Origin of the sequence: Xylanimonas ulmi (genome assembly GCF_004216535.1) — a bacterium.
In the GTDB taxonomy this organism is placed as follows: domain Bacteria; phylum Actinomycetota; class Actinomycetes; order Actinomycetales; family Cellulomonadaceae; genus Xylanimonas; species Xylanimonas ulmi.
In genome coordinates, this window is sequence record NZ_SGWX01000001.1 from 188,885 (window position 1) to 202,034 (window position 13,150).

The 13,150-nt window shown below is 69.4% G+C and carries 11 protein-coding genes and 1 pseudogene; 7 read left to right on the plus strand and 5 right to left on the minus strand.

Going from position 1 to position 13,150, the window contains the following annotated elements; translation table 11 throughout:
• The first annotated feature begins 73 nt into the window (after nt 1-73).
• The 7 genes from EV386_RS00810 to EV386_RS00840 all read left to right on the plus strand — a co-directional run bounded on the left by EV386_RS00810 (nt 74) and on the right by EV386_RS00840 (nt 8,728).
• Nucleotides 74-1,210: a glycosyltransferase gene (locus EV386_RS00810; RefSeq protein WP_130411452.1), complete on the plus strand. Its 1,137-nt coding sequence runs from the start codon at nt 74-76 to the stop codon at nt 1,208-1,210.
• Entirely contained in the window at nt 1,207-3,018 is a 1,812-nt protein-coding gene (locus EV386_RS00815) for an ABC transporter ATP-binding protein (protein WP_130411453.1), read from the plus strand. Before EV386_RS00810 ends, EV386_RS00815 begins: the two co-directional genes overlap by 4 nt.
• The gene (locus EV386_RS00820; protein WP_130411455.1) at nt 3,006-4,112 is read left to right on the plus strand and encodes a glycosyltransferase; all 1,107 of its coding nucleotides are present in this window, start codon (nt 3,006-3,008) and stop codon (nt 4,110-4,112) included. The genes EV386_RS00815 and EV386_RS00820 overlap by 13 nt, the downstream gene beginning before the upstream one ends.
• Nucleotides 4,109-5,248, plus strand: a complete 1,140-nt coding sequence (locus EV386_RS00825) for a glycosyltransferase family protein (RefSeq protein WP_130411457.1) — start codon at nt 4,109-4,111, stop codon at nt 5,246-5,248. The genes EV386_RS00820 and EV386_RS00825 overlap by 4 nt, the downstream gene beginning before the upstream one ends.
• Entirely contained in the window at nt 5,245-6,375 is a 1,131-nt protein-coding gene (locus EV386_RS00830) for a glycosyltransferase (RefSeq protein WP_242607766.1), read from the plus strand. Before EV386_RS00825 ends, EV386_RS00830 begins: the two co-directional genes overlap by 4 nt.
• Before the next feature lie 150 nt (nt 6,376-6,525).
• Nucleotides 6,526-7,638: a glycosyltransferase gene (locus EV386_RS00835; protein WP_130411461.1), complete on the plus strand. Its 1,113-nt coding sequence runs from the start codon at nt 6,526-6,528 to the stop codon at nt 7,636-7,638.
• Entirely contained in the window at nt 7,631-8,728 is a 1,098-nt protein-coding gene (locus EV386_RS00840) for a glycosyltransferase family 2 protein (RefSeq protein ID WP_130411463.1), read from the plus strand. Before EV386_RS00835 ends, EV386_RS00840 begins: the two co-directional genes overlap by 8 nt.
• A gap of 118 nt (nt 8,729-8,846) precedes the next feature.
• Here EV386_RS00840 and EV386_RS18585 read toward each other — a convergent pair.
• The 5 genes and pseudogenes from EV386_RS18585 to EV386_RS00870 form a co-directional block, all read right to left on the minus strand.
• A pseudogene (locus EV386_RS18585) lies at nt 8,847-9,912 on the minus strand (ISL3 family transposase); the annotation flags it as partial.
• A 9-nt stretch (nt 9,913-9,921) separates the two neighbouring features.
• Nucleotides 9,922-10,848, minus strand: coding sequence for an integrase core domain-containing protein (locus tag EV386_RS00855; RefSeq protein ID WP_242607767.1), 927 nt, complete (start codon nt 10,846-10,848; stop codon nt 9,922-9,924).
• Between the two features lie 17 nt (nt 10,849-10,865).
• Nucleotides 10,866-11,138 carry a helix-turn-helix domain-containing protein gene (locus EV386_RS00860; protein WP_242607768.1) on the minus strand — a complete coding sequence of 91 codons (273 nt, stop codon included), beginning with the start codon at nt 11,136-11,138 and terminating at the stop codon, nt 10,866-10,868.
• Complete coding sequence (locus tag EV386_RS00865; protein ID WP_130411471.1) at nt 11,123-11,734, minus strand: transposase family protein; 612 nt, start codon at nt 11,732-11,734, stop codon at nt 11,123-11,125. The genes EV386_RS00860 and EV386_RS00865 overlap by 16 nt, the downstream gene beginning before the upstream one ends.
• 120 nt (nt 11,735-11,854) lie before the next feature.
• Complete coding sequence (locus tag EV386_RS00870; RefSeq protein WP_130416687.1) at nt 11,855-13,105, minus strand: IS256 family transposase; 1,251 nt, start codon at nt 13,103-13,105, stop codon at nt 11,855-11,857.
• Nucleotides 13,106-13,150: the final 45 nt, after the last annotated feature.

A 13,150-nucleotide genomic window follows, 5' to 3' on the forward strand; every position in this document is an offset into this window, starting at 1 on the left:
GCGCGTCGGCGCCTCCGCGTGGAGGCGTGTTCCCCTTCGAGCGCGGCGATTCGCCTGGCGGGTCGCTGGTCTGTTGCCGGTCACGGTCATCGCAAGGGTGCAGGCGCTCGCCTCGGGACGTCGGTACATCGCACCTGCGCGTCTTGGGGTCCCCGATGCGCCGGTGAGACTCCTTGTCGCGCCTGCGAACTTTGCCGGCCAGGGACATGCGTGGGCGCATGCCGCGGAGCGGTCGCTCCCGGGCGTGGCGGCGCGGAATCTCGCATTCGGCACCGCGTTCGGGTTCCCCTCCGATGTCGACGTTCCGCCCAGCGTGGCCTGGTCGAGGGCGTGGGCGCGCAGCGCTCGACGTGACGTGTACCGCTACAGCCATGTGCTCGTCGAGGCGGAGCGTGCGCTGCTGCCGGGCGTCGAGCGCGACGTCTCAAAGGCGATTGCTGACCTGCGTGGGCGGGGCGTCTCGGTGGCCACCGTCTGTCACGGAAGCGACATCCGGTCGCCGTCGGCCCATGCAGACCGTGAGCCTTGGTCGCCGTTCGCGCTGGACACGTACAAGGACGCGCAGGTGCTCCAAGCGCAGGCGGAGAGGAACCGCGCACTGCTGGAGGATCTGCGCGCCGCGGACGTGCCGGCGTTCGTGTCAACGCCCGACCTGCTGCTCGATGTGCCATGGGGCACATGGCTTCCTGTGGTCGTCGACGTCGACGCGTGGAGCGCCGATACCGTGCCGCTCGCGGGCGAGGTGCCGGTGGTTGTCCACGCCCCGAGCCGAAGCGCGCTCAAGGGCACCGACGTCATCGATCCTGTTCTCCGGGGCCTCCATCGCTCTGGGTTGATTGAGTATCGGTCGGCATCCGGTCTAGACCGCGACGGGATGCAGAAGCTGTACCGCGGGGCGGATGTCGTCGTCGACCAACTGCGGATGGGTATCTACGGGGTCGCCGCGTGTGAGGCGCTGGCCGCAGGGCGCGTCGTCATCTCACAAGTCAGCGACCAAGTCAGAGCAGCGGCCCGTGACGCGTCGGGTCAGGACCTCCCAGTCGTCCAGGCGACTCCCGACACACTGGAGGAGACGATTCGCGGAGTGCTTGACGACGTCACCGGCGCCAGGAACGTCGCGTCCCGAGGACCGGGGTTCGTGCGACAACTCCACGACGGGCGCGCCTCGGCCCGTGTGCTGCGGCCTTTCGTTCTGGGGGCCGCGTCATGAAGCAGATCCTCAAGGCTGTCCGGGAGGTCTTTCCGCTCCTGCCCCAGGGCGCGCGTCGCTTCTGCGCAGGCTATGCCGTCGTCACCTGCCTGCTCTCCGTGCTCGATGTCCTGGCGCTCGCCCTTGTCGCGGCCGTCACCGCACCCCTCGTCGCGGGGACGGCCGTTCGCTTCCCTGTGATCGGTGACGTCTCCGGTCAGGGTCTGGTCTGGATGCTCGTCGTCGTCTCGGCGCTCATAGTCGTCAAGGGCGTGCTCGCTCTCGCGGCGAGCTGGGTCGCGACCCGCCGCTTCGCCCGGTTCGAGTTGGAGATCGGTGACCGGCTCTTTGGCGCCTACATCCGGGCGCCGTGGATTCAGCGGCTTCAGCGCAGCACTGCCCAACTTGTCCGGATGGCTGACGTCGGAATTGCGGCGGTGACGACAGGCTTCCTGCTACCCGTGGTCGGGCTTCCCGCTCTGATCACCACGTTCGTCGTCGTGATCGGTGTATTGGTCGTCGCGGCGCCCCTGACCGCGCTCGTCACCCTCATCTACCTCGGATTCGTCGGGGGAGTCCTCTATCTCGTCGTCTCCCGCAGGGCGATCCGGTCGGGGCGGGTGAACCGTGACGTCTCATTCCGAGTCGCGTCACTGATGAGCGAGATGATGGGCGCGCTCAAAGAGATCACGCTGCGCGACAAGGCCGGCGAAGTCGCCGCCGTCGTCCACGAGCGTCGGATCGCAGCGACGAGCGCAAGGGCGAGCATCGCGTTCCTCGGCCAGGTACCGAGGTATGTGCTCGAGTCTGCGCTGGTCCTTGGGTTCCTCGTCGTCGGCGGCGTGTCGTACCTGACGTCCGGGGCGGGGGGCGCGTTCACCGCGATCGCACTGTTCGGTGTCGCGGGCTTTCGAATCATCCCGTCGTTGACGGCGTTCCAGTCGGTGCTCACCAGCGCTTCCTCGAACTTGCCGCAGGTCACAGCTGTCATCTCCGACATTCACGCCGCCGAGCGGTACGCCGCCGAGAACGAGCAACTCGGGCGCCGCCGTATTGAGGGGCGCCCCCGCGAGCTACGACTGAACGACGTGTCGTTCACCTATCCAGGTGCGGAGACACCTGCCGTGCGGGATGTGGATCTCACTATTCCCATCGGTAGCACGGTTGCTCTCGTGGGCGCGTCCGGGTCCGGGAAGTCCACCCTTGTCGACCTGATTCTCGGGCTGCTAACGCCGTCTGCAGGCTCGATCGACCTGGACGGCACTCCGATCGGCGACGTTCTCGGGGACTGGCGCGCGCGTGTGGGCTACGTGCCGCAGGAGGTCGCGCTGTTTGACGCCAGCGTTGCGCAGAACGTCGCGCTCGCTTGGGACGAGTCCGCGGATGACCAGCGAGTTCGTTCGGCGCTCGCTCAAGCACAACTCCTCGATGTGGTCGCGGCTCGGCCCGGAGGCCTCGACGCACCGATCGGCGAGCGTGGCGGGGCGCTCTCTGGCGGCCAGCGACAGCGACTCGGAATCGCACGTGCCTTGTATGGCGACCCGCTGGTGCTGGTGCTCGACGAGGCCACGAGCGCGCTCGACACCCAGACTGAGGCCCAGGTCGCCGCTGCGATCGCAGAGCTCAGCGGCGATGTCACTGTCGTCGCAGTCGCCCACCGGCTCGCCACGATCCGGCACAGTGACCAGGTATGTTTCATGAGTGATGCGCGCATCGTCGCCGTCGGCACGTTCGATGACCTGGTGGCGCGGGTTCCCGAGTTCGCCGCGCAGGCCGCGCTGGCCGGACTCGCCGAGGAACAGGGCACGGACGGAGCGTGGTCGAAGTGACCCTTCGCGTCGACATGGTCGTGGCCCTGCATGACCCGCGCCGTCCCATCGAGCGGGCTGTGGCGTCGCTGCTTGCCGACGGCGTGCCCGTTCGCGTCACCGTGGTGTGCCACGGGATCGACCCGTCGCCGATCGCCGAAAGGTTGGCGACCGTCGGGGCAGTCCCCGGATCGGTTCGCGTCGTGGCGTTCGCCGACGGAGTCCAGAGCCCGACAGGTCCGTTCATGTACGGGCTGCGTATGGCGACAGCAGAACACGTGGGAATCATGGGCTCGGACGACTGGCTCGATCCTGGAGCGCTCCGAGCCTGGCTGGAGGCCGCTGATTTGGGCGCCGACGTGGTTGTCGGCAGGTTGCGCCATCAGTCCGGGCAGACGGTCCGGGCTCCGCTGGTCCGCCCGTGGCGTACTCGTCGTCTGGACCCGGTGCGCGACCGGCTCGCCTATCGCACGGCACCTCTGGGGCTCTTCCGTCGGTGCTTGCTCAGCGACCCCGAGTGGAGCCTCACGCCGGGGCTGCGTACGGGCGACGACCTCGCGTTTGGCGTCCGCATCTGGACGTCGGCAGCGCGGATCGACTATCCCCGCGGCAGAGCCGCGTACGTCATCGGTTCCGATGCCACAGAGCGCGTGACCACCGCGCCCCATCCCGTGAGCGACGTTCTCGCGCCCATCGAACACCTACTGGACCGGCCATGGTTCGCGGACCTTCCCGCCCCCGTGCGTCGAGCGGTGGCGATCAAACTCGTCCGCGTCCATCTCCTGGGCGCCGTCGCTGCGCGTACTGAAGCGAGCCGTTGGATGCCGGGCGAACCCGAGCGCCTGGCGCACGTTCTCGCACGCTGCGTCGCCCAGGCTCCGAACGTCCCCGCGCCGTTCAGTCGGGCGGACCGCTGCGTCATCGACGCGGCGTTGCGTCCCGGCGTGAGCGCGGTCACGCTAGCGGCGGTGGCCGAGCGCCGACGGACCGCGTCGCGCCTGGACGGTGTGCTCACCGCGCGCCTGCGCGATGCGCTCATGCGCGAGAGTACCGCCCGGCGCTACCTCAACTATGCTTTGTCCCGCTTCGTCGAGCGGGTCCGAGGAGATCGATGACCACCCAGCGCACCCGTCCCACGATGGTGATTGTCGCGTTCTCGCCCCTCGCGCGCGATGCACGTGTGCTCAAGCAGATCCGACACTTCGCCGACCACTACGCCGTCACCACTGTGGGGTATGGGCCGGTGCCCGACCCGAGGGTTGAGCACCTTGAGCTCCCGGCTTCTTCTCAAAACGAACTCGACGGGCGGCTAATCACGTTGCGCGCCTACCGCTTGGCGCACCGTGCAGTCCCTGCGGTGCGGGCGACACGCGCGCTGCTGCGCGGGCGGCGCTTCGACGTTGGGATCGCCGACGACGTCGAGACCATCCCGGTGGTGTTTGGCGTTGTCGACAGGACGAGCGTGCTCGCTGACCTGCACGAGTACTCGCCACGCCTGCATGAGGAGAATGCCGCTTGGAATCGCCGCATCGCGCCGTACTACGCGTGGCTCACCAGGCGCTTCGCCGCGCGTTCCGGAGTGGTCACCACGGTGGGACAGGGGCTCGCGGACGAGTACCTGCGCTCGGAGGGCGTGCGCTGCCAGGTGGTCACGAATGCGGCGCCGTACGCCGAACTCGCGCCCGCGCCCGTAGGTGGGAACATCCGGCTGGTCCACTCGGGCGCTTGCCTGCGCAATCGGCAGCTCATGGAAATGATCGACGCGGTCGCAGCATCGAGCACGCCCGTGAGCCTCGACCTCTACCTCACGCCCAACGATCCCCAATACCTCCAAGAGCTCCGCGATCGGGCGGCGTCGTTGTCGAATGTCCGGGTCAACGACGCTGTGCCTTACGAGTCGCTGGTGGCGACGCTGAACGGGTTTGACGTCGGCATCGCGCTGATCCCTCCCGTCACGTTCTCTTATCGGTGGTCGTTGCCCAACAAGCTTTTCGACTACGTGCAGGCGCGGCTCGCTGTCGCCATTGGGCCGTCGCCGGAGATGGCCCGGATTGTCGAAGACCACCGCCTCGGGCCGATCGCTGATGGATTTGCGACAGGCGATCTGACGAATCTCCTTGACGCGCTCACACCTGAGGCGGTGACGCGGTTCAAGGCTGCGTCACACGCCGCGGCGCGCGAGCTCTCCGCCGGGACCCAGATCGCCGTATGGGAGCGTCTTGTCCGCTCGCTTCCGGGGAGCCGCCGGTGAGTGCGCGCCCGACCGTCTTGGTTCTGTCGTTCTCGATCATCGCCGCCGACGCCCGCGTGCTCAAACAGGTGCGGCTGCTCGCCTCTGACTTCGATGTCGTCACGTGTGGCCACGGCCCGCAGCCCGAGGGGACCGTCGAGCACATCGAGGTGCCCGTCGAGCACCAGGCATGGGTCAAGGACCCGCGGTGGCTGCTGCTGCGTCAGTACCGTCGCGTGTATCGCACCAACCCCGCGGTTGCGTACGCACGGCCGCTGCTGAAGCGCCGCCGGTTCGACGTCGTCCTCGCCGACGACATCGAGACAGTGCCGCTGGCGCTCGACCTCGCGCCGCTCGGGGGCGTGCATGCCGACTTGCACGAGTACGCGCCCGGGCAGCGGTCCGAGTTGCGCAGGTGGCGCTGGTTCGTCCGGCCCTACGTGCGCTGGCTGTGCCGACGGTTCGTGCCTCAGGCGGCGAGCGTCACCACCGTCGGGCCGAGCATCGCCGAGCGGTTCCGACGAGAGTTCGGCTTCTCCGCCGAGGTCGTGATGAACGCGGCCCCGCTCGCCGACCACGCTCCCGGCACGGTCACGGAGCCCATCCGCCTCGTGCACAGTGGCATCGCGCAAGCGAACCGCCATCTGGAACTCATGATCGAGGCAGTCGAGAACGCTGCCCGGCCTGTGACGCTCGACCTCTTCCTCATGGCGAACGATCAGGACTATGTTGACCGGCTCACGACAATGACCGCTGGTTCTGCGCGCGTGCGGGTCCGGGGTCCTGTGCCGTACAACGAACTCGTCACCACACTCAACGGCTACGACGTCGGGGTGTTCCTCCTGCCGCCAGTCAACGAGAACTACCGCTGGGCCTTGCCGAACAAGCTGTTCGACTTCGTGCAAGCGCGCCTGGGCGTCATCGTGGGTCCCTCGGTCGAGATGGCCAAACTCGTGCGCGAGCACGGCCTCGGGGCCGTGACCGAGGGGTTCACGGCGCAGGATCTCACTCACGTCATCAACGGGCTCACGCCGCAGCTCGTGCGAGGGTGGCGGCAGGCCGCCGACGCCGCCGCCCGCGAGCTCTCCGCCGAAGAGCAATCCGGGCCGTGGCTCGAGGCCATCCGACGTCTGGCGGCGCGTGGCTGAGGCGTCTGTGCCGTTCGTTCGCTGGCGGTCGTGGGCGTGCTGCGACCATGTGAGGGTGGCATCGTCGCGTTTGGACGCATCTGCCACCTCCAGCTGGCATACCGCGCCCTTGCCCTCGGTGGCGCCGGGGCCACTGATACGGTCGGCCGCGTGAAGGTCGTCGTTGTCACCACGTGGTATCCCAATGCCGCAAACCCTTCGATGGGCACCTTCGTTGAGAAGGACGTCACGGCGATCCGCTCCGTGGGACACGATGTCAACGTCGTCCACCTCGTGAGTCCGTCGTTGCATGACGGCGGCCAGGAACGAGAGGTCCGCAACGGGATCTCCGTGCACCGCATCCCTATGTCGACGTCGAACCCGATGTCGATTGCGCGCGCCGCTCGCGCCGTGCGCCCGCTGCTCGGTCGCGCGAACCTCGTGCACACCATGGCGTTCTCTACGCTTCTGCCGTTCGCGCTCATTCGGCCGTCACTGCCGTGGGTTCACACGGAGCACTGGTCTGGCCTGACGACGCCGACGACCCTGCCCACCGCGTGGCAGGTTGTGCTTCCCGTCCTCAAGCGGCTCTTCCGCCGCCCTGACGTCGTCACCGCAGTCTGCGAGTATCTGGCGCAGCCAATCCGAGCCGTGCGGTCCGGGCCGGTCGTGGTAGTGCCCTGCATCGTCCCGCCCGTGTCGCTCGTCCCACGATCAGTCCGCGACGGCGTCGTGCGACTCGTCGCCATCGGGGCCCTGGTCGATCGGAAGGACCCGCTCGTCGCCGTCGACACACTCACCGAGCTCCGAAGCCGGGGGGTCGACGCCTCCCTCACATGGGTGGGCGATGGGCCGCTCCGGGCCGAGGCGGAGGCACGTGCCGCGGCGGCGGGTCTGGCCTTCCACGTCTCCATCACCGGGATTCTCGACGCTGCTGGGGTGCGGGCGGCGCTCGGCGCGAGCGATCTCTTCTTCCTCCCCACGAAGGCCGACAACTTCTGTGTCTCGGCTGCCGAGGCTCTGGTATCCGGGCGGCCGGTCGTCGTCGGTGCGACCGGCGGGCAGCGCGAGTACATCAGTCCGGGCGTCGGAGCACTCGTCGGCGTCCAAGACGCGCGCCTGTACGCCGACGCGATCGAGGACGTGGCCGCGCGCACGGCATCGCTGACGGCGGAGGAGATCGCTGCGACGATCGGCGGTCGGTTCGACGCGCCTGCTGTCGCTGAGGGTTATGACACCGCCTACGCCCTCGCGCGCGAGGTTCGGGCAACTCGCCGTGGCTGAGGTGCCGGCCGTTGACCTGGTCATCGCGTCGCACGACCCCAGGCGGCGTGTGGGGCGCGCCGTGGCGTCGGTGCTGGAGGGTCCGCAGGTGCGCACACGCGTCACCGTGGTCGCCCACAACACGGATGTGGCGGGGATGGAAGAGGCGATGCGCCGTGACGGTGTCGATGTCACTGAGCTCATCGCGCGCGGGTCACTTCGCGTCCTGTCGCTGACAGACGGCGTCGCGAGTCCTGCGGGGCCGTTCAACCTAGGCCTCGACCGAGCCGACGCGGAGTTCGTCGCGGTCATGGGCTCGGACGACGAGCTCGAGCCGGGCGCCGTTGCCTCGTGGCTCGCGCTAGCCGGGCTGGCGGGAGCCGCAGCCGTGATCCCGCGGCAGCGCCATGCGAGCGGGGTAGCCATCACGACACCTGTCGCGCGGCCAGGCCGAACGGTTGGGCTTGACCTGGTTCGGGATCGCCTCGCCTATCGCTCCGCGCCACTGGGCCTCGTCGCGCGTGCGGAGGTGGCGCGGCTCGGGCTGCGCTTCCTCGAGGGTGTCGCGGTGGGCGAGGATATCGCGTTCGCGACGCGTGTCTGGGCTGAGGGGAGCGTCGCATTCGACCGGAACGGGCCGGCATACGTTGTCAGGGACGATGCTCCTTTCCGGGTGACGACCGCGCCGCGGCCGCTTCGCTCTGAGTTCGCGTGGCTCGATGCGATGCTCGATGACGGATGGCTCACGGGGCTGGACCGGCTGCGTCGTGCGGCAGTCGTCACCAAGTTTGTGCGGACGCACGTATTCGGCGCGGTGCTCAACCGGCCCGACCCGGCGATCTGGACGGATGTCGAGCGCGGCGCGCTTCGACACGCGGCGGTGCGGCTCATCGCCGTTGAGCCGACCGCTATCGAGCCGCTCTCCGTAGCGGATCGCCGACTGCTCGATGCGATGCTCGATGTGACGGTTCCGGCCGGGCGGCTTGTTGGTCTCGCGGCGGCGCGCCGCCACTTCGGTAGACCCACGACGCTTGTGCCGCGGAACCCGCTGTGGATCGCCCATCGGGAGGCGCCGCCTCGCTTCATGGCGGCGTCCCTGCTCGTCCGCTGACCCGGCGGCTGAGGTGTCGGCCCCTCTAGACCACGGGTTCCCAGAGCGGGGTCTGTACGGTCTGCGGCTCTGGCGCACTTTCGGTGGTGTGGCCTGCGGTTGTGGCCTGCGGTGACGCTCATGCGGTCAGGAGGATGCGGTGGCGTAGGAGGTCGAATCCGGCGCGTCCGTACATTTGGCGTTTGAGCATCTTGGTGCGGGTGTTGACGCCCTCGGTGCGCCCGTTGTGGTGCGGGAGGGTGACCGCGGCGACGACGGCGTCGCGGTCTTGTTCCAGGCCGCGGACGAAGGAGTGCAGGTGCGGCAACACCGCCGCGCGGGCCTGCTCGATCCAGGTGGTCAGGGCGTCGGCGTTCGACTCGTCGGGGGCGAGCAGCCGGGCGAACCCGGCGACGAGGTCGTGCAGGGCGGTCATCTCCGGGCACGCCGCGACGAGCCGTCCGAGGCGTTCGGTCTGCCGCTCGGTCAGGGCGGTGGGTCGGGTGAGCAGGAGCCGGGTCGCGCGCCGAGGCGACAGGTGCGGGTGCTCGCCCGGGTGGCGGTGCTGGTTCAGGTACCGGTAGAGCAGGTTCTGGCTGCCCGTGTAGCCGAGCTCGCGGATCTCGGCCAGCAGGACGGTGACGCTCACACCCGGCTCTGCGTCCCGGCGTCGGCGTAGGGGGTCGCGGTAGGGGTCGACCAGAGTGGCCCGATACCGCGGTGGGCGGGCGATCTGCTCGGGCTTGGCGGCGCGGGCGTACCGCTTGACGGTGTTCAGCGCGATCCCGAGGCGGCGCGAGCAGTCCAGCAAGCCCGACCCCGGCGTCGAGCAGGCCGTGGACCTGATCCCACCGCTGCGTGGTGGTCTCGGCGAGCCGTCCTTCGCGCATGCCGGTCGCGGTGGCCGCCGCCCAGCACGCCGAGTGCGCCGCGACCTCCTTGCCGACGGCGTCACCGAGGCCGTGCCACAGGTGCCACCGGTCGGCGACCTGTGTCGCGTCCGGCAGGACGTCGCGCACGGCCTGGGCGTAGACGGTCGACCCGTCCCTTGTGACGACCTGCACCCCGGGATGGGCGGTCAGCCACGCCTTGACGACGGCGCCGTCGCGGCCGGGGACGACGTCGACCCGGCGGCCGGTGTCCGCGTCGATCAAGACGGTGGCGTAGACCTGCCCGCGCCGCAACGCGAAGTCGTCGATCCCCAGTGTCCCGCGTCAAGCTGCTGGCAGGTTTTGGGTCTCGGGAAAGTTGGGGGTCAGGGGGTCAGCCAGGCCCAGGTGCACCTCCAGGGGCCGGTTCCAGGCGATGGCCTCGTGCGGGCGGACGGTGTTGTAGTCGGCCCGGTAGTCGTCGGCGTGGGCGACGAGGGACAGGACGTCGTCGATCTCTTCGAGGAAGAGTCGCTCGTACTTCAGGGAGCCGAAGCCGCGTTCGCGTGACCCGTTCTGCCCGGGCGTGCGCACCCGGGTGCGCATGTGCCGCAGCTCGGGGTGGGCGGTGATGAAGTGCTCGAACCGGAACGAGCGGAACGGGCCGCCGTTGTCGGTCACTACCGTCACCGCCGGCACGACGTTGCCGTCGCCGTCGCGGGCGCACGTGTCGATCAGGGGGCGGCCGAACAGGGTCTCGTAGTCGGCCAGCGCGAGCTCGATCGCCGCGATCGCGTCGTGCTGGTTCGCGGTCGGGGACACGTGCCACGGGTGCTCGTACTTGGACCAGTAGTCCCGGCAGCCCGCGATGCGCCAGGTGCCACCGGTCGTGGTCTCGAACTCGGAGAAGTCGAGTTGCCACACCTGGTTGGGCCCCGTGGGCTCGGTGGCGAACGCGGCCTTCCTGCGGGCGGCGAGCTGGCGGCGTTCCCGCTGGTAGGCCGCGGGCAGGATCAGCCCTTCGTCGCGCAGCAGGCGCAGCACGGTGGCCTGGGAGACCCGGTGGCCGTCGTGGCGCACCATGGCCCACACCTTGCGGTGCCCCCACGCCGGGTGCGCGAGCGCATGCCGCCGGGCCGCCTCACGCACGTTCTGCCGGGCCGGGCGCGGCCACGGCCGCTTGACCGGGGAACCGGCCCGGGCGCGGGCCTGCCAGCGCCGCCAGGACCGCTCGGGCACGCCGACCAGCCAGCAGAACCTCGTGGTCGGCATGCCCGCCTCCACACGGATCACCTCGAGGTCCTCGAAGGGCCCAGGCGGCCCTCCGCGGACTTCTTCCACACCCGGACCTCCAGGTGCGCCTCACCCAGGGCCTGGGTCAGCTCGGCGACCTCGGCCTCCAACTGCTGCTCCCGCGTCGAGGGCCCCGACTTCCCCGCCACCAGGCCGGTCTTGCCGGCCTCGAGGAACTGCCGCTTCCAGTTCCCGACGGACTGCTCGGACACCTTCGCCCGCCGGGCGGCCTCGGCGACGGTGACCTCGCCGGCTAGGACCGACAACACGATCCTGGACTTCTCCTCCACCGGAACGGCTGGTGGTCTTGCCATGAACGATCAGAATCCTCACAGGTCAGGCCCGCAAGCAACGGGCCCTGCCACAAAGTCTGACGCGCGACACCCAGGACCCGCGGCACGACCAGCGCCGGGAGCTCGATCCTGCGCAGGACGCGCAGCGCGGTCTCTCGCCGCAGGCGCATGCCGAGAGCGGGGGCGAGCCGGGCCGAGGCGCGCCCCGCGAGCTCGGTCACCACGGCCTCGAGGGCTTCGGTCAGCCGGGCCGTGCGCCGTTGATAACGCTCGAGCACGCCCGGGACCTGCTCACGGAACGTCCTGCGCGGGCAGTGCGGCGACTGGCAGACCAGGCGCCGCACCCGGACCCGCAGCACGACCCGCAGCCCAGCGACGGGCAGGTCAGCCGGCGCGCGCTCGTGCCAGGCATGCAACCGCGTCGACGGCTGACTACAGACCGGGCAACCCGCTGGCCCGCCACGTGTCGTCACGGCGAGGACGAGCCCGCCCTCGCCCTCCTCCACGTCCTGGACGATCAGCCCGTCCAGCCCCGCGAACACCGCCCTGACCAGCACCGACGCATCGAGCACGGCAGATCATTACAGATCCGCCAACCGCCATCGGACACCACCGAAAGTGCGCCAGAGCCGCTGGCTTTACAGACCCCAGGCCGGGACTTCCGCAGGAACGGTGGGTGAGCCCAGCGGTTTCTAGTTGTTCGCCGGCTCGAGTCGGCCAGCGAAGGTGATGGCGAACGCGTTCAGTGCGGGCTTCCACCTGATCATCCAGCGTGCCCTGCCGCCCCCGGTCGGGTCCAGGGACCGGGTGACCAGGTAGAGGCACCGTAGCGCGGACGCCTCGTTGGGGAAGTGCCCGCGGGCGCGCACGGCCCGTCGGTACCGGGCGTTGATCGACTCGATCGCGTTCGTCGTGCAGATCACGCGGCGGATCTCCACGTCGTAGGCGAGGAAGGGCACGAACTCAGCCCACGCGTTCTCCCAGAGCTTCACGATGGCCGGGTAGCGCCCGCCCCACTCTTGTGTGAACTCCGCGAACCGCTCCCGAGCGGCGGCCTCCGTGGGCGCGGTGTAGACCGGCTTGAGCGCCTTGACGATGCCGTCGCGGTGTTGCCGGCCGGCGTAGCGGAACGAGTTGCGGATCAGGTGCACGACGCACTGCTGGACGATCGTGCGCTCCCACACGGTGGTGATCGCGTCGGGCAGGCCCTTGAGCCCGTCGCACACAGCGATCAGGACGTCGTCCACGCCGCGGTTCTTGATCTCGGTGAGGACCTGGAGCCAGAACCGTGCCCCTTCGGCGCCGTCACCGGCCCAGATCCCCAGGATGTCCCGCTCACCGTCCGTGGTGACGCCCATGACGACGTAGAAGGAGGTGTTACGCACCTGCCCGTCACGGACCTTGACGACGATCGCGTCGACGAAGATCACCGGGAAGACGCGGTCGAGCGGCCGGTTGGCCCACTCGGCCATCTCCCCAGACACCTTCTCCGCGATGCGGCCGATGGTGTCCTGGGAGACCTTCGCGCCGTACACATCGTCGAAATGCGCGGCGATCTCTCCGGTCGTCAGCCCACGCGCGGACAAAGACAAGACGAGCGCGTCGATACCGTCCAAACGGCGCTTGCGCTTGGGCACGACGACCGGCTCGAATGTGCCCTCCCGGTCCCGCGGGACCTCGATCTCGACCGGGCCGATCTCCGTGAGCACGGTCTTGGCGCGGGTGCCGTTGCGCATGTTCGTCCCCGCCGGGACGCCGCCGTGCTCGTGACCGAGGTGCTCGGTCATCTCGGCCTCCAACGCCGTCTGAAGCACCTGCCTGGTCAGCGAGGCGAGCAGCCCGCCGGGCCCAACCAGAGAGACTCCCTGGGACTTGGCCTGCGCGAGCAACTGCTGCGCGAGCTCGCGCTCATCGATGATCTCTCCGGTCACCTGATCGATCATCAGATCCGGGTCCTGCTCGACCGCCGCAGCGGTCATGGTCGTGTC